The sequence below is a fragment of the Pandoraea commovens genome (genome assembly GCF_902459615.1).
GTDB lineage: Bacteria > Pseudomonadota > Gammaproteobacteria > Burkholderiales > Burkholderiaceae > Pandoraea > Pandoraea commovens.
The window spans coordinates 794,983-811,979 of sequence record NZ_CABPSA010000002.1; the positions used below are offsets into that span (position 1 = coordinate 794,983).

Sequence of the window (16,997 nt, forward strand, 5' to 3'; positions counted from 1 at the left end):
GTGCTTGTGCTTGGCGACGTGGCGAGCGATGTGCTGAATGACGTCGCGAGATCAGTCGAACAGGTCGCCGTCGATGTAGCGCCAGCGGCCGTCGTCGGTGCGCTCGAAGCGACTGCGTTCGTGCAGCCGGTGAGCGCGTCCGCCGACCTTGTAACGGGCGACGAATTCGACTTCGGCGTGGTGCTCGTCTCGTTGCAGATGCGCCTTGACCTGAAGGCCGAGCCACTGCGGGGCGTCGCCAAAATCGAGCGTCGCGGGACGCGTGCGTGCCGCCCACGTATCGAGCAGATACGGTGCGTTCTGACGCACGAACGCCGTGTAGCGCGAGCGCATCAGCGCTTCGGCCGTGGGCGGAATCTCGCCGTGTTCGAGATAACGTGCGCAGCAATCCTCGAACGCGAGGCCGCCGCACGGGCAGCCTTCACGGTCCTTGTTTTGCGGCGATTGGGGGCTTGCCATCGTATGTCGTGCCTTGTGGTGTTTCAGTGTCAGATCTTGCCGTGCTTCAGACAGGCCTCTACCTGTGCGAAACGGTCGAAACCCCAGAACGGTTCGCCGTCCACGATCACGAACGGCGAGCCGAACACGCCGCGCGCCATCGCCAGATCGATCTCGGCTTTGAGATGGTCCTTGGCGGCGGGCGAGTGCATGCCGGTGTCGAGGGCTGCGCCATCGATACCCAGCGCTTCGCCGAGCCGTACCAGTTCCGCCGGGTCGCCGATGTTCACGTCGTCGACATAGAGCGCGCGAAAGATCGACTTCGCGAACTCCGCCGACAAGTCGCCGCCGCGATGGTCCTGTACCCACAACACGGCGCGCTCGGCGGCTTGCGTGGGGATCGGGAAATGCGTCGGCCGCTTGTAGTCGATGCCGTGAAAACGCGCGGTGCGCGCCACGTCGTTCTTCAGATACTCCGTCTTGATCGGATGCTGCACCGGTGCGCCCGTGCCGTTCACCTTGTAGACGATGTCGAGCAGGATCGGATGCCACGCGACGCCACGCCCGTTGCGCGAAGCGATGTCGTCGATGCAGGTGCTCGCAAAATACCCATACGGGGATGCGAAGTCGAAATAAAAGTCGATGGCGGACGTCATGTTGGCTCCGTTTCCGAGTGACGTTTCTGGCCCGCGAATCAAAAGATACGGCGGTGTGGCAACAGCGTTTTATGGGTGCTACCGGTGATGCAAGTGCTACGGTACTGCGTGGCTTACCAAGGGAACGGCGTGCCGTCGTAGTTGTAAAAGCCGCCGTTGTGCGTCGCGCGTTCGCCTGGGGCGCGAGCCAGCACGCGACGCATGCCGGACACGCTCGTCTCGACATCGATGTCGGCGTTCTCGCCGCCCATGTCGGTGCGCACCCAGCCCGGGTGCATGGCGACGCACGTCGCGCGCTGGGCTTCGAGCGACACCGCTTTGACGACCGAATTCACGGCGGCTTTACTCGCGCGATACAGCCAGCTACCGTTCGACTCCATCAATTCGACACTGCCCATGCGGCTCGACAGAAAGCCGAAGCTGCCGCCCGCCGCTTCCACGAAAGGCAGCACGAGCGGCGCGACCTGCATCGCGCCGAGGACGTTGGTGTGGAACACGCGGTCGAACTCGTCCTTCGTGATCGGTGCGAGACCGGTCGTGCGTTCGGAGTTCACGCCTGCGTTGTAGACCGCCACGTCGAGTTCCACGCCGTCGAGTTGCCACGACAGGCCGGACAGCGACTCCACGCGCGTGACGTCGAGTTTCAGGGCTTCGGCATCGAGCTCGCGCAGCGCGGCCAGACCGTCTTCGTTGCGTGCGGTGGCGAACACGCGCCAGCCGTCTTCGCGATACTGCCGTACGAATTCCATGCCGATGCCGCGTGAGGCACCGATGATGAGCGCTGTTTTCATGACGTCGATATGTCCCCGTAGAAACGGTGAACCGGCGTTGGACGCCGGTGTGAGTTCAGACGCGTGAGCCGGTCGAACGCGTCGGTCAGACGAGCTCGATGGCCATCGCGGTTGCTTCGCCGCCGCCGATACACAGGCTCGCTACGCCGCGCTTGCCACCGGTCTTGCGCAGTGCGCCGATCAGTGTGACGAGAATACGTGCGCCGGACGCGCCGATCGGGTGGCCGAGCGCACACGCGCCGCCGTGAATGTTGACCTTGTCGTGCGGCAGATCGAATTCATGCATCGCGGCCATTGCGACGACGGCGAACGCTTCGTTGATCTCGAACAGATCGACGTCGGCCGTCGACCAGCCGGTCTTCTCGAACAGCTTGCGCATCGCACCGACCGGGGCGGTCGTGAACAGGCCCGGTTGTTGTGCGAAGGTGCTGTGACCGGCGATGCGGGCGAGCGGCGCGAGGCCGAGGCGCTTGGCCGTCGATTCGCGCATGAGCACGAGCGCGGCAGCGCCGTCGGAGATCGACGACGAGTTGGCGGCCGTGACCGTGCCGTCCTTGCGGAAGGCGGCCTTGAGCGTCGGAATCTTTTCGGGATTGGCCTTGAATGGCTGCTCGTCCTGCTCGACGACGGTGTCGCCCTTGCGGCCCGGCACCGTCACAGCAGTGATTTCCCACGCAAACGAGCCGTCTTTCGTGGCGTTCTGCGCGCGCTCGAGGGAGGCGATGGCGAAGGCGTCTTGCGCTTCGCGGGTGAAGGCGTAACGGTCGGCGCACTCTTCGGCGAAGGTGCCCATCAGGCGACCTTTGTCGTAAGCGTCTTCCAGACCGTCGAAGAACATGTGGTCGATGACCTGACCGTGACCCATGCGCATACCGGCGCGCGCTTTGGGCAGGAGATAGGGGGCGTTGCTCATGCTTTCCATGCCACCGGCGACGATGACGTCGGCACTACCGGCGACGAGCATGTCGTGGGCGAACATCGCGGCACGCATGCCGGAGCCGCACATCTTGTTGACGGTGGTCGCACCGGCTGCGAGGGGCAGCCCGGCGCCGAGCGTGGCCTGACGCGCAGGCGCTTGCCCCTGACCGGCGGGCAGCACGCAGCCCATGACGACTTCGTCGACCTGCTCCGGCTTCAGGCCAGCGCGTTCGACAGCCGCGCGAATGGCGGCGGCACCGAGTTGCGGCGCGGCGACATCGCCGAATACGCCTTGCAGGCCACCCATCGGCGTGCGGGCAGCGGAAACGATGACGATCGGGTCTTGTTGCATGGCAATCTCCATAAAAGGGGTTGCGTGGCTGACGCTGCGTCCTTGCGGATCGGTGCGTCAGCCCCGAATATCCAATGCTTCAATCTTCCGTCGTCCACGCGCCCGCTTGCGCGCCTGACTGGCCTGGGTTCGCCTAAGCGATCAGGCGCGTGGATGACGTAATTCGGCCATCGCTTCCACGCAGCGATCATAGATACGCGGCAGGGATTCGAGGCTATTCACCGACATGCGCAGGTCGCGCACCAGACCGTCGCGCAGGCCGTACACCCAGCCGTGCACGGTGACCGGTTGGTTGCGGGCCCAGGCGTCGCGCAGGACGGTGGTGTGACAAATATTCACGACCTGTTCGATGGCGTTCAACTCGCACAGGCGATCGTGACGGGCGTCGCGCGAGGGCAGCGCGTCGATCTGGTCGACGTGGCGCTCGTAGACGTCGCGCACGTGGCGCAGCCAGTTATCGACGAGGCCCATCTTCGCGCCGTCGAGTGCTGCGCCCACACCGCCGCAGCCGTAGTGGCCGACGACCATGATGTGACGCACTTTCAGCACTTCGACAGCGAACTGCAAAACCGACAGGCAGTTCAGGTCGCTGTGGACCACCACGTTCGCAATATTGCGGTGGACGAACACTTCGCCCGGTGCCAGTCCGGTGATCTGGTTCGCGGGCACGCGCGAATCCGAGCAGCCGATCCAGAGGTATTCTGGCGTCTGTATCTTGGACAGCCGCTCGAAAAACGCGGGATCTTCCGCGTTCACGCTGGCAACCCAGGCGCGGTTGTTATCGAGCAGATGGATGAGAGGTTGGTCTTTGTCTTCGGTCATGATCGTGTCATCCGGCGGGCATGTCGTGAGCTGGGAGGCGTCAATGGCGAGGAAGTCCGGCGCTCAGGCGGCTGCCGCGCGAGGCGGAGCGGCCGAAGCACCTGAATCCGTGATGCCGCGGGCGGCACCGTAGCGATTGACGAAACGCAGCGAGACATCGTACGGATAGAAGTCGTGCATCTGTCCGGCTCGCACCCGATCCTGAAAGCCTTGCCACAGGCCGGGGTCGAAGAAATCCGGATGATGCTGGCTCAGATAGTGCCGCACGCGCGCGTCTCCCGTCAGAAACGTCTCAAACGTCTGCGGAAACACGTCGTGCGGGCCTACACGGTACCAGACTTCCCCTGACATCGCCTCTTCTTCGTTACGTGGTTCCGGCACTCGACGGATGTGGCAATCCGTCAGATATTCCAGTTCGTCGTAATCGTAGAAGACCACCCGGCCGTGACGCGTCACACCGAAATTCTTGTACAGCATGTCGCCCGGAAACACGTTCGCCGCCATCAGCTCCTTGATCGCGTTGCCGTATTCGCGCATGGCGTGGTCCACCTGGTCGTCCGAGGCGGATTGCAGCCACAGATTGAGCGGCGTCATGCGACGCTCGATGTAGCAGTGGCGGATCACCAGCGCGTCGCCGTCGAATTCGAGCAGCGAGGGCACTTCGGTACGGAGCTGGGCGAGCAGGGCATCGTCGAAGCGCGAGAGCGGGAAGGCGACGCTGGAGAACTCCAGTGTGTCGGCCATCCGGCCCACGCGATCGTGCTGCTTGACCATCAGATACTTCGCTTTCACTTGTTCGCGTGTCGTCTCCTTGGGCGGCGCGAAGCGCTCGCGAATCAGCTTGAAGACGTACGGATACGAGGGCAGCGTAAACACCAGCATCACCAGTCCGGGAATGCCCGGTGCGCTCACGAACTTGTCGCTCGAATGCTTCAGGTGATGCAGAAAATCGCGATAGAACAGATTCTTGCCGTGCTTCTGCAAGCCGACCGACGTATAGATCTCGGCCTTCGGCTTTCCCGGCATGATCGTGCGCAAAAACTGCACGTAGGCCGACGGCACCTCCATGTCGACCATGAAGTACGCGTGCGAGAAGCTGAACATCACACGCAGTTGCTCGCCGCGCAGCAAAGCGGCGTCGAGCGCCAGCTTGCCGTGGGCGTCGTGCATGATCGGGACGGCGAAGGGCGTCGTGGTGTCGCCGTTCACGATGCGTCCTACGATATAGGCCGCCTTGTTGCGGAAGAACAGCGACGCCAGCACGTGAATCTGAAAATTCGGCGCAGCGTCGAATGTGCCGAACGCCTCTTCGATGGCGCGCATCACATAGCCCACGTCGCGCGACAGATCGGCGAACGGGCGCTTAAGCTGGAAATTCGTGACGATGCGCGCGAGCGTGGCGGCCATGCCGTCCTGCGCGGGATAGTAGACGCGGTACGTCGGCTTCGCGGCGGGCGCGTCGTTCTCGATGTACTCCGTCGCCACGGCGGGGCGCACGAAGATGAAGCGGTTATTGAAGTACGAGCGGTGCAGGATCTTGCAGCACACCGAGTTGAAAAACGTCTCGGCCAGTTCGGGCTGACGATGCTCCGTGAGCAAGCCGATGTAATGCAGCTTCACTTGCTGCCAGACATCGTCGTCTAGCGACTGTGCGTCGAACTCGTCTTCCAGCGTCACGATGCATTCGCGCACGCGCTCGTCGTAATAGGCGATGCGGTCGCGCTGGAGCTTCTGGATGCCCATGAAGTCACCGGCTTCGAAACATGCCTGCGCCGCGACACACACCTCGCGGAAGATGCGGTAATGCTTGTCGAAGCCGTCCAGCATCGTGCGGGCGACGTCGAAAGCAAACTGCGACGACAGGAGTTTCGGGAAGTGATTCATACCGGTCGGGACAGGCGCAGGGCGAGGCTTGTGAAGATTGTAGCGCCGCTGCCTGCGTCTGAATGTCCGTCTCTTCTGTGGGCTTTCCTTGTGGTTACATCGTCTCGGAGAACAATTCGCGGCCGATCAGCATGCGGCGGATCTCCGACGTGCCTGCGCCGATCTCGTACAGCTTGGCGTCGCGCCACAGACGACCGACCGGATACTCGTTGATATAGCCGTTGCCGCCGAGAATCTGGATCGCTTCACCGGCCATCCACGTCGCCTTTTCGGCCGTGTAGAGAATCACCCCGGCGCAATCCTTGCGTACCTGACGCACGTGATCGCTGCCCAGCGATTCCAGCTGACGGCCCACGGCGTACAGATACGCGCGGCTTGCCTGAAGGATCGTGTACATATCGGCGACTTTGCCCTGAATCAGCTGGAATTCGCCGATGGACTGACCGAACTGCTTGCGGTCGTGGATGTACGGCACGACCACGTCCATGGCGGCCTGCATGATGCCGATAGGACCGCCTGCGAGCACGGCGCGCTCATAGTCCAGACCGCTCATGAGCACCTTCACGCCGCCGCCGACCTGACCCAGTACGTTTTCTTCCGGCACTTCCACGTTCTCGAACACCAGTTCGCCCGTGTGCGAGCCGCGCATGCCGAGCTTGTCGAGCTTTTGCGCGACCGAGAAGCCCTTCATGCCTTTCTCGACGATGAACGCCGTCATACCGCGTGCACCGGCTTCGATGTCCGTCTTACCGTAGACCACCAGCGTGTCGCAGTCCGGGCCGTTCGTGATCCACATCTTCGTGCCGTTGAGCACATAGCGGTCGCCGCGCTTCTCGGCGCGCAGCTTCATGCTGACGACGTCCGAGCCAGCGTTCGGCTCGCTCATCGCGAGGGCGCCTACGTGTTCGCCCGACACCAGCTTCGGCAGGTACTTCGCCTTTTGCGCGGCCGTGCCGTTGCGGTGAATCTGGTTCACGCACAGATTCGAGTGTGCGCCGTACGACAGGCCGATCGAGGCGGACGCGCGCGAGATTTCTTCCATCGCGATCATGTGGGCCAGATAGCCCATGTTCGCGCCGCCGTACTCTTCGGAGACTGTCATGCCGAGCACGCCGAGGTCGCCCATCTTGCGCCAGAGATCCATCGGGAACTGGTCGGTGCGATCCACTTCGGCGGCGCGCGGGGCGATCTCCTTCGATGCGAAGTTCGCGACCGATTCGCGCAGCATGTCCAGGTCTTCGCCGAGCATGAAATTGAGGCCGGGCAACGTCGTCATGACACAGTCTCCAGAGGTGGCGCGTGGCGGTTGGCCCGCGCGTATGTTCGATGGTGCTTGAAGGTGCTTGAAGATGCTTGGTAAGCGGTGTGAAGCGTTCGTCAGGCGGACGGATTAGGTGCCAGCACGAAAAGCGTTTGTTGCATGAGGGCGCAGAGCGTCCATTTACCGTTATCGATGGCGAACAGTTCGGCGGTGGCGACGATGAGCGTGCGTCCGGATTTGACGACCTGACCGCGTCCGACCAGTGTATCGCCCTTGCCGGGCGCGAGAATGTTCAGTTTGTATTCGGCGGTGACCAGTTCCTGATCGGGCGAGATGCGTGTGTAGCCTGCGTAACCGCCTGCCGAATCGGCGATGGCACCGATGACACCGCCGTGGAAATAGCCGAGCTGCTGATTCACCTTGTCGGAGAACGGCAGCGAAATCTCGCAAAAACCGTCGGAGATATGCGTGAGTTGTGCGCCCCAGTGGGTCATGACGCCTTGTTTGTCGAAGCTGGCGCGGATTTTCGCGTCGACGGCGGGGTCGACGGGGGCGGCATGAACAGCATGAGACAAGGGGACGTTGTGCATGATCGTCGGGGTGCAAGCGGCTGAAAAACCAGATTCGCAGATACTACTTAACGTTTACGTAAACGTAAAGTAAGGACTTTCCTGAGTCCGGAAAATGAGCTGGGATCTCAGCCAAACGGGCGGTGTGGGGAAATGGATGGGCGGGGATCGGTGCTGCCCTGACGCAGTGACTTTCAGGTGGAACGGAGTCAGGGTAGTGCCGATTCCCGCGGCCCTGGGGGTGAGACAGGGCTGGGGGAGGTTGGAGCGGGATGTGGTGAAAAAAAAGTCAGTGAGAAGCCGCAGCAGCCTTAACCCGTCGAGCAGAAGGCGGCACAGTTTCGCCAGCGGCCTCGAGCAAAGCGAGGCATTGCGCTTCGTGCTGGGAGACTTCGTCGAGTGTGGCGTGGAGGTCTTCGAGTTGCTGCTCCAGCACCTGACGGTGTTGGGAGAGCGTGTCGAGAAACACCTTGAGCTGCGGCACGGTGTCCTTGGGCGACTCATAGAGATCGAGAATCGTCTTGATCTCGGAGAGTGTGAGGCCGAGGCGTTTGCCGCGCAGCGTGAGCTTCAGGCGCGTGCGGTCCTGTCCGGTGTAGACGCGGTGACGTCCGCCGGGGCCTTCACGGGCGGGCGTAAGCAGACCCTGATCCTCATAAAAGCGGATCGCGCGGGGCGTGATGTCGAACTCGCGGGCGAGGTCGGTGATCGTGTATGTGAGCATCGGATCGGCAGGGGATCGGATTGGCAAGTTTAAGCGGGTGCTTACCATTGCAGATAGAATTGCCGTTTACGTTAGCGTCAACTTGCATCGTATGCAATCGGTGATGGCGTCAACCTGACAACAAGAGAACAAGCCCATCTGGAGCGTGGCCCCCGTGAATGCCCTTGAACAGCAACTGAACTATCCCCTTGGCGAATTCCTGCCCGATGGCGGCACTGTGCATGAAGTCGTGCCGGGCGTCTTCTGGGTGCGCATGCCGCTGCCGTTCGTGCTCGATCACATCAACCTGTGGTTGTTGCGCGATGAAGTCGATGGGGTGAGGGGCTGGACGGTCGTCGATTGCGGGATCACGCATCCGCAGATCAAGGCGTACTGGGAGCAGGTGTTCGACAGCGCGCTCGGCGGCGAGCCGGTGCTGCGGGTTGTCGTCACGCACTGCCACCCGGACCACCTCGGCCTCGCGCACTGGATTTGCAAGGGCGGCGACAAACAGCGCTGGCAAGCGCGGCTCGCCATGTCGCTCGGCGACTACGCGTGGGGACGTCTCATGTCCGAGGGCGATAACAACAATGCCGCCAACGCCGGTGGTGAGTTCGCCGTCGCGCACTTCATCGCACATGGTCTCGCCGACGAAGCCATGATCGACCAGATTCGCAATCGCAAGTCGTACTTCAGCGACCTCGTGCCCGAAGTGCCGTCGCGCTACTTCCGTCTTAAGGATGGCGACACGCTGCGCATCGGCGGCAGCGACTGGCGTCTGATTGCGGGCTACGGTCACTCGCCCGAGCATATGGCGCTGTACTCCGAGCAGCACAACGTGCTCATCTCCGGCGATATGGTGCTGCCGCGTATTTCGACCAACGTCAGCGTCTTCGACATTGAGCCGGAAGCCAACTCGCTGCAACTGTTCCTCGACTCACTGGGCGTTTATTTGGATTTGCCTGCCGACTGCCTCGTGCTGCCGTCGCACGGCCGACCGTTCACGGGCTTGCACACGCGCATCGGTCAGCTTCGCGATCACCATGCGGCGCGCTTGCAGGAAGTGCGCGATGCGTGTGCGAAGTCGCCGCAAAGCGCGGGCGATATCGTGCCCATCATGTTCCATCGCAAGCTCGACGCGCATCAGACCACGTTCGCAATGGGTGAAGCACTGGCGCACTTGCATATGCTGTGGCGCTCGGGCGAACTCAAGCGTGAGCGTGATGCCAGGGGCGTCTGGCGCTTCTCGCCTGTGTAAGGATCACGTAGTCCTGAGCGGCTGACGCAAGCGTGTTGCTCAGAAGACAAAAAAACGCCCCGGAGACGGAAGTCCCCGGGGCGTTTTGCATTGCGTGGCGAGCGTGTCGCCAAAGCACTCAGGCGTGCTGCGTCGAGGCTTGCATATTGCGTCCCTCACGACCGAGCAGACCGTACGTCACGAGACTGATCGCGACGGTCATCAGAATGTAGTACGCCGGGGCGAGCGGATTCTGCGTGACCTTGATCAGGTACGTGATCCAGAACGGCGCGAGGCCGCCGAAGAGCATCACCGAAACGTTGTACAGAATCGAGACGCCCGTCGAGCGAACGCCGACCGGGAATACTTCTGTGACGGCGGTCGGGAATGCGCCCCACACGAAGCCCATGCACACCGCCGGGAGAATCTGCGCGAGCAGCAGATTGCCCATCGACGGCGAACCGTGCAGACGCGTGAACATCCAGAACGACGTCAGACCGTAGAGCAGCACGAACAACAGAATCAGCGGCTTGCGGCCGACACGATCCGAAATCCATCCCGTGAGCGGGCAGAGCGCGGCGATCAGCATCGCGGAGATGAACGTCGACAGGCTGGCAGAACCTTGCGTCAGGCCGAGTTGCTTGACGGCGTAAATCGGCGTGTAGATGAGCGTGACGTAGAACGACGTCGTGGCCGCCACCGTCAGACCGAAACCGGCGATCAGCGAGCGATAGTGCTTCGAGAATACGTCGGCGAGCGGCGTGCGACGCGTCGGTTCGCGCGTCGCGGCGTAGGCCAGAAACTCCGGCGACTCCGTCATGCGGCGTCGAATGTAGAAGCCCACCGGCCCGATCAGAATCCCGAACAGGAACGGCAGACGCCAGCCCCACGATTCGAGCGCTTCTTTCGACAGTCCCGTCGTGAGTACGTAAGCGCACAACCCAGCGAGCGCTACGGCCAGCGCCTGCGAGCACATCTGGAAACTGCCGTAGAAGCCGCGCAGATTCGGCGGCGAGAACTCGATGAGCATGGCCGTCGAGCCACCGAATTCGCCGCCCGCCGAGAAGCCCTGAATCACGCGGGCCAGCAAGATCAGCAACGGCGCCGCGAAGCCGATGGTCGCGTACGTCGGCGCAATGCCGATCAGACCCGTACCGAGCGCCATGAGCAGCACCATGACCGACAGCGCCGACTTGCGACCCGCACGGTCGGCATACAGACCGAAGGCCAGCCCGCCGATGGGGCGGAAGAAGAACGCGACGCCAAGCGACGCCACGCTCGCGAGCAGCGACGTCGTATCGTTATCTGCAGGGAAGAAGAGTTTCGCGATGACCACCGCGAAGAGACCGTAAACCGTGAAGTCGAACCACTCGAACGCGTTGCCCAGGGTAGAACCGATCACCGCTTTGCGTCGCAACGCCGGATCGATGACCGGCGTACCGGCGGGGGTTGTCTGCATGTGCCTCTCCTGCTTGGTTGGGAGTGCCGCAGTCGGATCGGTATGGACCGGCGCATCGCCGTCTGCACACGCGTCCGCTCTATGGCGGCGAATCCGGTTTAACGTCGTGTATACCTCTGTTCAAGTTACACGAGCACTCTAACGCAGGTTTGGAATGCACCACAACGGGTCAAAATTACGACCGAATCTTGCGTGAGACGGCGCATTTTACGCATGGAATGCGATAGCTGAGGTCAGCGGGGTGTCAGCGATTCCCCCTACTGCCTTTCCATCGATAGTCGCGCTGACCGACCCAGCCCCAGGTGCCCGTGGACGGATCGAACGCGTAGCCTTCCCGATACTCGCTCGTATAGCAGCCACCCTTCTCGAGATAGCAGCGCTCGCGCAGGAAGTGCGCCGCGTCGCGCGACGAACGGGGTTGCGCTGGCACGATGACGACCGGTGCAGGCTGCACGATGACGGGCGCGGGTCGAACGATGGCAGGGGCGGGCGTGACGAGGACGGGCGCAGGTTGAACCAAGGCGGGAGCGGGTGCCACGATGACCGGCGCAGGGTGAACGATGGCCGGTGCCGGGCCGACGATGACGGGTGCAGGCCGGACGTATGAGGATGGCGGTCCGAAGACCTGCCAGTTGCCCGGATCTGCGGCAGCGCAACCCGTCAGGATCGCTGCGGCCGTGAGTCCGGCAAGACGCAATGTGATGCGAGAGAGGACGACATTCATTGGGGCACCGCGTGTTAAGAAGGCGGGGCACTCTAACGCGCGAGGTCATGCATTTCCCCGTTTCGTCCTGCATTTTGGGGGATGTCCGAGTCAGCTGTCCCGGTCTTTTGCCGCCTCGCGTGCCTGTCGTTGCGCCATCGTCGGCTTGCGCGGGGCGCGGGCGAACAGCATGTCGTAAAGCCAGCGCGGCAGGCATCGCATGCCAAAGGCCGCAACGCCCATCTGCCAAGGCAGCACAGCGAAGCGCTTGCCGCGTGCAATGGCCGCTGCCGCCTTGCGCGCGAACTTGTCCGCGTCCATCAGGAACGGCATCGGGAACGGATTGCCGTCGGTCATCGCTGTGCGGATGTAGCCCGGCGCAATCGTCACGACTGCCACCTTGTCCGCGCGCAGTTCGACGCGCAGGCTTTCGAGATACGTCATCGCCGCCGCCTTGGAGGCGCTGTACGCGCCGTGCCCCGGAAGACCGCGCACACCGGCCACGCTGCCGATGCCCACGAGCGTGCCGCGCTTGCGCTGACGCATCGGACCCACGAAGGGACTGAACGTCGCGACCATCGCCATCCAGTTGGTGTCCATGACGGAGGCGAAGTGCGGCAGATCCGCAGGGTCTTCCGTGTTCACGCCGTGGCTGATGCCCGCGTTGGCGATCACGATGTCCGGCACGCCGTGGCGCGCCATGAAGTCGCCCGCTGCCGCGCGCAGTGCGAGGGCGTCGCGCACGTCGAGCGCGTAGCAATGCACGGCATGCGGATGCGGCAACGTGGCGGCGAGATCGGTGAGCTTGTCGCCACGGCGTCCGACGAGCCCGAGAATCGCCCCCTGCGCCGCGTAGTGACGCGCGAGCGCCTGCCCCAGCCCGCTGGACGCGCCGGTGATGAAAACCTTCGGTGATGTCGTATGTGCTGCCATTGTCGCCATAGAACGCAAAAGCCCGGCCGGGGCCGGGCTTCAGGAGCCGCGAAGCTTACATCTTCTTCGCGCGGATCTGATTGATGATCGAGTCGGCCGTCTTGAGCGCCGCGTCGAACGTCTGCTGTTCGGTCGTCGCCGGTTTGCCCTGCTTTTGCAGTGCGTCGCCCGACGTCGCCGGGGAGACGAGGTACTTGCCCTGGATCGCGATCGTCGGCACGCCGTCGATCTTGTAGTCCTGCCAGGTCTTGTTGGCAATTTCCACCGGAGATTCCTTGCGTGCCATCGCCGGCTTGCCGGCAGCGTCATAAGCGTTGCCGTATGCGACCTTGTCGACGCCGAGCGTTGCGAGGAAGTCTGCTTGCGAGTCCTTGGTCAGCAGGTAGTTGTGCTTGACGTGGATTTCGTTGAAGACCTTCGGCGTGAGTTCTGCATCCTTACCCATGGCCACGAGCGCGAGGTACATGCGCGTATGCGGCTCGAAACGGCTCTGGAAGGCGACCGGCACGCGCTTGAACACGACGTCCTTGCCCTGCGCCTTGACCCACTTCTCCAGCGACGGCTCCAGCGCATTGCAATGCGGGCAGCCATACCAGAAGAACTCGGTCACTTCGATCTTGCCCGGACCCGCCGTCAGCGGTTGCTGGGAAATCGTCAGATAGTCGGTCCCCGCGACCGGTGCTTCAGGCGACGCCGAGGCGACACCCGAGAGGAAACCGAAAGAAATCAGAACGGCACCAAGAAGTTTTTTCATGATCTTTGTATAGGAGTGAGTCCAACACGCCGGTTTGTCCATCATCGGTGAGCGGCGCGCCAGCAAAACCATATCCCGGATTCAGCCAAATTAGCTAGTGCGTATGACCGGCGATGTCTCGCCGGGTTCAACGTCTCGTCAGCGTGGATATCGCCGGGCCCCCAATGATGCGGGCTTTTGCGAATCCTTGCCGGGCGGCGCTGAGCGAATGCTCAGGCAGTGCCCATGCGATGCGGCAGAAACAAAAGGCGTTGCCTTGTGGGGCAACGCCTTTCGCGTTCATTGCTTCGTGAAGCGGATCACTGCCGTGTCGTACCCGCCGTCCTGCAGGCGTTGACGCACGTGATTCATTTCGTCGAGCTTGCCGTACGGGCCGAGGCGCACACGATAGAGCGTGAGGCCGTTGGCGTCGCGCTGCGTGACCTTTGCCTCGAAGCCTGAGAGGGCCAGCTTGGCGCGCAGTTGCTCGGCGTCCGTTTGCGATTTGAACGCGCCGACTTGCAGGTAGTAACCCGTGCTGGCGTTATCCGTGGCGCTCGCGGGCGGCGTGGTCGGCGGAGCGACCGGCACCGTCGACTTGCCGTTGAGAATGTCGGCAGGCGAGGGCTTCGCCGGCGCGGTCGGGGCCGTCGGTGCAGAGGCGGTCGGCGGCGTCACTGGTGTTACCGGATTGCCCGGCACGAGCGGCGACGTTTCGGCTGCCGAAGGCGCTTCCGGCGCGGTGGAACCCGATGCGGCGCCCGGCAGCGGGGTGCGCGGCTGCAGCGACTTGTTCGGGTCCGGCGCCTGCGAGGCCGGCGAGTTCTCGGCCGGACGCGGCGGCGTCTTTTCGACGAACGGGGTTGGCGTCTTCGTAATGTAGAGCGCGACGACGACGGCAACGGCCAGCCCAACGATCAGGCCGAGCACGATGCCCAGAAAAGTACCGCCCCGCTGGCGGGGTGGTCGACGTGTGTTTGCCATCGAGTCGATTCCGTCCTTACAGAGTTCCGATGCGTTTGCCGTTCGGAGTGGTTGGATAACTTACATCTTGGCCGGGGCCGACACGCCCAGCACGGCAAGCCCGTTGCGCAGCACCTGACGCGTCGCCGCGAGCAGCGCGAGACGCGCATGCTTCACGGTCTCGTCGTCGACCAGCACGCGATCCGAGTTGTAGAAGGAGTGGAACGCGCCGGCCAGATCCCGCAGATAGAAGGCCACGGCGTGCGGCGCAAGTTCCTCGGCGGCACGCGTGAGCATGTCCGGGTACTCGGCGAGCAGTTGCAGCAGCGCGAGCGCGCGTTCGCTGTCGAGCGGCGCGAGATCGGTATTCGCCAGCGACGCCTCGTCACCCGCCCACTGCGTGAGGATCGAGCAGATGCGCGCGTGGGCATATTGCACGTAATACACCGGGTTCTCGTCGTTCTGCTTGAGCGCGAGATCCACGTCGAACACGAATTCCGTGTCTGCTTTGCGCGAAATTAGGAAGAAACGCACGGCGTCGCGGCCACGGCGCAGGGCATCTTCACGCTCGGCGGGGTCCGTCACCGGCGTTTCTGCCGTAATGCCGCCCGACCATTCGATCAGATCGCGCACCGTCACGTAGCTGCCTGCACGCTTGGAGATCTTCACCTCTTCGCCATTGCGCATGACGGTGACCATCTTGTGCAGCACGTAGTCGGGGTAGCCCTTCGGAATGCCGATGCCCAGTGCCTGCAGACCGGCGCGCACGCGCGCGATGGTGCCGTGGTGGTCCGAGCCTTGCACGTTGATGACCTGATGGAAGCCACGGTCCCACTTGCGGGTGTGATACGCGACGTCCGGCACGAAGTACGTGTAGGTGCCGTCGGACTTGCGCATCACGCGGTCCTTGTCGTCGCCGTAATCGGTCGTGCGCAGCCACAGCGCGCCTTCCTGTTCGTACGTCACGCCTGCATCGATGAGCGCCTGCACCGTGCGCTCGACGCTGCCGTCGGCGTACAGGGACGATTCGAGGTAGTACTGATCGAAGATGACACCGAACGTTTGCAGATCGATGTCCTGCTCGCGACGCAGATAGGCTACGGCGAAGGCGCGGATCGAGTCGATGTCTTCGACGCTGCCGCTGCCCGTGACGGGCGCGCCGTCGGAGGCCTGCACCGTCTTGCCCGCGAGGAAGTCCTGCGCGATGTCGCCGATGTAGTCGCCGTTGTAAGCCGATTCCGGCCATTCGGCGTCGCCCGGCTTGAAGCCACGGGCGCGTGCCTGCACGGAAGTCGCGAGCGTCTGGATCTGCACGCCGGCGTCGTTGTAGTAGAACTCGCGGTGCACCGGGCGGCCTTGTGTGCCGAGCAGTGCCGAGATCGTGTCGCCGAGCGCGGCCTGACGGCCGTGGCCGACGTGCAGCGGGCCGGTCGGGTTGGCCGAGACGAACTCGACGAGCACCGGAGCGGCTTCGTTGCTCGCGGCGCGACGACCAAAGGCAGCGCCTTCGGTCAGGATAGCGCGCGCGACCGATTGCTTGGCGGCGTTGGCCAGACGCAGGTTGATGAAGCCGGGACCGGCGATTTCGACGGCGTCGACGAGGCCTTTGGCGCGGGTGTCGGCGAGGATGGCGTCGGCAATCTTCTGGGCCAGTTCGCGCGGATTGGCGCGCAACGGCTTGGCGAGCTGCATGGCCACGTTACAGGCCAGATCGCCGTGGGCGGCCACTTTGGGGCGTTCGAGCAGGATGACGGGCGCGGCAGGCGCGGTGCCGTCCGCAGGCATCAAACCGGCGACGACGTCGCCGATCAGCGCGACGAGAGCATTCTTTTGTGCGGGTAGCATTGGCGGGTGTTTCGGGTGCGTCCGGACGCGTCCGGACAGGCAATTGAATCGTCAGCACCGGATTTTAACAGGTGTATGATGAAGTCACGGTGCCCGCCGGTACCCCTCATTGCGTAACAGGCTCACTCAGGCCACACTCAGGTGCCACGCAAGCGCCACACGACCCTCAGGCAGACGACGGGCCGTGGAGGTTCGGGGCGGCGGTGGTGATAACTCGAAAAGGGAGCCAACCATGCTGGTAACGTTTAAGGCGCACTCATCGCAGAGGATCGACATGCTCGAGAATCTCGCGCAATGGCTGCTGGGTATCGTCGGCAAGAAGCTCGGCGAGCGCGGTGCGATCGGATCGGACGAAACAGGCGAAGCCATCGCCAAGCTGGAAGCCGCGATTGCCGCGGACAAAGCCGTCGCCGACAAGGAAAACGAGGGCAAGAAGTCCGACGATCGTGACGATGACAATCGTCTGCGCCTCTCGCAGCGCGCCTACCCGCTGCTGAACATGCTCAAGGAAGCGCAAGCTGAGAACTGCGCCGTGATGTGGGAAGTGAGCGCTAGATAGTCGTCTGGCGTCGCAGGCGGCATCGCCTGCGACGGCTACAAAAAAAGCAGGCCGCGAATCGCGGGCCTGCTTTTTTTATGTGCTTCGAGACATGATCGGACCGGGCCGCCCCCGGGCGAGGGGTTTGAATCAGGCCGCGAGGGCCTGAGCAGTGGCGGCGCGGGTGCCGGT

The 16,997-nt window shown here is 63.2% G+C and carries 17 protein-coding genes; 2 read left to right on the top strand and 15 right to left on the bottom strand.

Annotated elements, in window-relative coordinates; all coding sequences use genetic code 11:
* Positions 1-51: 51 nt before the first annotated feature.
* From PCO31010_RS09785 to PCO31010_RS09825, 9 genes are all read right to left on the bottom strand, one after another.
* Positions 52-459, bottom strand: coding sequence for a YchJ family protein (locus tag PCO31010_RS09785; RefSeq protein WP_150664061.1), 408 nt, complete (start codon positions 457-459; stop codon positions 52-54).
* 29 nt (positions 460-488) lie between these two features.
* The gene (locus PCO31010_RS09790; RefSeq protein WP_150664062.1) at positions 489-1,094 is read right to left on the bottom strand and encodes a 2-hydroxychromene-2-carboxylate isomerase; all 606 of its coding nucleotides are present in this window, start codon (positions 1,092-1,094) and stop codon (positions 489-491) included.
* Positions 1,095-1,207: 113 nt separating this feature from the next.
* The gene (locus PCO31010_RS09795) at positions 1,208-1,885 is read right to left on the bottom strand and encodes an SDR family oxidoreductase (protein ID WP_150664063.1); all 678 of its coding nucleotides are present in this window, start codon (positions 1,883-1,885) and stop codon (positions 1,208-1,210) included.
* An 85-nt stretch (positions 1,886-1,970) separates the two neighbouring features.
* Positions 1,971-3,155: an acetyl-CoA C-acetyltransferase gene (locus PCO31010_RS09800; protein WP_246184526.1), complete on the bottom strand. Its 1,185-nt coding sequence runs from the start codon at positions 3,153-3,155 to the stop codon at positions 1,971-1,973.
* Positions 3,156-3,296: 141 nt separating this feature from the next.
* Positions 3,297-3,977: a carbonate dehydratase gene (gene can / locus PCO31010_RS09805; RefSeq protein WP_150664065.1), complete on the bottom strand. Its 681-nt coding sequence runs from the start codon at positions 3,975-3,977 to the stop codon at positions 3,297-3,299.
* A 63-nt stretch (positions 3,978-4,040) separates the two neighbouring features.
* Entirely contained in the window at positions 4,041-5,861 is a 1,821-nt protein-coding gene (gene aceK, locus PCO31010_RS09810) for a bifunctional isocitrate dehydrogenase kinase/phosphatase (protein ID WP_150664066.1), read from the bottom strand.
* 94 nt (positions 5,862-5,955) lie between these two features.
* The gene (locus PCO31010_RS09815; RefSeq protein ID WP_039395188.1) at positions 5,956-7,137 is read right to left on the bottom strand and encodes an isovaleryl-CoA dehydrogenase; all 1,182 of its coding nucleotides are present in this window, start codon (positions 7,135-7,137) and stop codon (positions 5,956-5,958) included.
* Between the two features lie 101 nt (positions 7,138-7,238).
* Positions 7,239-7,697 (bottom strand): PaaI family thioesterase, encoded by a 459-nt coding sequence (locus PCO31010_RS09820; protein ID WP_246184527.1) that lies wholly within the window; start codon positions 7,695-7,697, stop codon positions 7,239-7,241.
* A 283-nt stretch (positions 7,698-7,980) separates the two neighbouring features.
* On the bottom strand, positions 7,981-8,415 hold the full coding sequence (locus PCO31010_RS09825) for a MerR family transcriptional regulator (RefSeq protein ID WP_150664220.1): 435 nt from the start codon (positions 8,413-8,415) through the stop codon (positions 7,981-7,983).
* 154 nt (positions 8,416-8,569) lie between these two features.
* On the opposite strand from PCO31010_RS09825, the gene PCO31010_RS09830 reads away from it, so the two are divergent.
* The gene (locus tag PCO31010_RS09830) at positions 8,570-9,652 is read left to right on the top strand and encodes an MBL fold metallo-hydrolase (RefSeq protein WP_150664068.1); all 1,083 of its coding nucleotides are present in this window, start codon (positions 8,570-8,572) and stop codon (positions 9,650-9,652) included.
* Positions 9,653-9,770: 118 nt separating this feature from the next.
* On the opposite strand, the gene PCO31010_RS09835 is transcribed toward PCO31010_RS09830, so the two are convergent.
* From PCO31010_RS09835 to argS, 6 genes are all read right to left on the bottom strand, one after another.
* Positions 9,771-11,090 carry an MFS transporter gene (locus PCO31010_RS09835; protein WP_150664069.1) on the bottom strand — a complete coding sequence of 440 codons (1,320 nt, stop codon included), beginning with the start codon at positions 11,088-11,090 and terminating at the stop codon, positions 9,771-9,773.
* 244 nt (positions 11,091-11,334) lie between these two features.
* Entirely contained in the window at positions 11,335-11,814 is a 480-nt protein-coding gene (locus PCO31010_RS09840; RefSeq protein WP_150664070.1) for a hypothetical protein, read from the bottom strand.
* A gap of 90 nt (positions 11,815-11,904) precedes the next feature.
* Entirely contained in the window at positions 11,905-12,726 is an 822-nt protein-coding gene (locus PCO31010_RS09845; protein ID WP_150664071.1) for an SDR family oxidoreductase, read from the bottom strand.
* A gap of 55 nt (positions 12,727-12,781) precedes the next feature.
* Positions 12,782-13,480, bottom strand: coding sequence for a thiol:disulfide interchange protein DsbA/DsbL (locus PCO31010_RS09850; protein ID WP_150664072.1), 699 nt, complete (start codon positions 13,478-13,480; stop codon positions 12,782-12,784).
* A 279-nt stretch (positions 13,481-13,759) separates the two neighbouring features.
* Positions 13,760-14,443 (bottom strand): SPOR domain-containing protein, encoded by a 684-nt coding sequence (locus PCO31010_RS09855; RefSeq protein WP_150664073.1) that lies wholly within the window; start codon positions 14,441-14,443, stop codon positions 13,760-13,762.
* 60 nt (positions 14,444-14,503) lie between these two features.
* Positions 14,504-16,267: an arginine--tRNA ligase gene (gene argS / locus PCO31010_RS09860; protein WP_150664074.1), complete on the bottom strand. Its 1,764-nt coding sequence runs from the start codon at positions 16,265-16,267 to the stop codon at positions 14,504-14,506.
* A 232-nt stretch (positions 16,268-16,499) separates the two neighbouring features.
* Here argS and PCO31010_RS09865 point away from each other — a divergent pair, with 232 nt between their 5' ends.
* Positions 16,500-16,826, top strand: a complete 327-nt coding sequence (locus PCO31010_RS09865) for a DUF1840 domain-containing protein (protein WP_150664075.1) — start codon at positions 16,500-16,502, stop codon at positions 16,824-16,826.
* Positions 16,827-16,997 lie beyond the last annotated feature (171 nt).

Bases quoted from the DNA above. Each gene is read 5' to 3' on its own strand.
- PCO31010_RS09815 (WP_039395188.1), bottom strand. From the start codon at position 7,137: ATGACGACGTTGCCCGGCCTCAATTTCATGCTCGGCGAAGACCTGGAC.
- PCO31010_RS09790 (WP_150664062.1), bottom strand. From the start codon at position 1,094: ATGACGTCCGCCATCGACTTTTATTTCGACTTCGCATCCCCGTATGGG.
- argS (WP_150664074.1), bottom strand. From the start codon at position 16,267: ATGCTACCCGCACAAAAGAATGCTCTCGTCGCGCTGATCGGCGACGTC.
- PCO31010_RS09825 (WP_150664220.1), bottom strand. From the start codon at position 8,415: ATGCTCACATACACGATCACCGACCTCGCCCGCGAGTTCGACATCACG.
- PCO31010_RS09855 (WP_150664073.1), bottom strand. From the start codon at position 14,443: ATGGCAAACACACGTCGACCACCCCGCCAGCGGGGCGGTACTTTTCTG.
- PCO31010_RS09845 (WP_150664071.1), bottom strand. From the start codon at position 12,726: ATGGCAGCACATACGACATCACCGAAGGTTTTCATCACCGGCGCGTCC.
- PCO31010_RS09800 (WP_246184526.1), bottom strand. From the start codon at position 3,155: ATGCAACAAGACCCGATCGTCATCGTTTCCGCTGCCCGCACGCCGATG.
- PCO31010_RS09835 (WP_150664069.1), bottom strand. From the start codon at position 11,090: ATGCAGACAACCCCCGCCGGTACGCCGGTCATCGATCCGGCGTTGCGA.
- PCO31010_RS09865 (WP_150664075.1), top strand. From the start codon at position 16,500: ATGCTGGTAACGTTTAAGGCGCACTCATCGCAGAGGATCGACATGCTC.
- can (WP_150664065.1), bottom strand. From the start codon at position 3,977: ATGACCGAAGACAAAGACCAACCTCTCATCCATCTGCTCGATAACAAC.
- aceK (WP_150664066.1), bottom strand. From the start codon at position 5,861: ATGAATCACTTCCCGAAACTCCTGTCGTCGCAGTTTGCTTTCGACGTC.
- PCO31010_RS09795 (WP_150664063.1), bottom strand. From the start codon at position 1,885: ATGAAAACAGCGCTCATCATCGGTGCCTCACGCGGCATCGGCATGGAA.
- PCO31010_RS09840 (WP_150664070.1), bottom strand. From the start codon at position 11,814: ATGAATGTCGTCCTCTCTCGCATCACATTGCGTCTTGCCGGACTCACG.
- PCO31010_RS09785 (WP_150664061.1), bottom strand. From the start codon at position 459: ATGGCAAGCCCCCAATCGCCGCAAAACAAGGACCGTGAAGGCTGCCCG.
- PCO31010_RS09850 (WP_150664072.1), bottom strand. From the start codon at position 13,480: ATGAAAAAACTTCTTGGTGCCGTTCTGATTTCTTTCGGTTTCCTCTCG.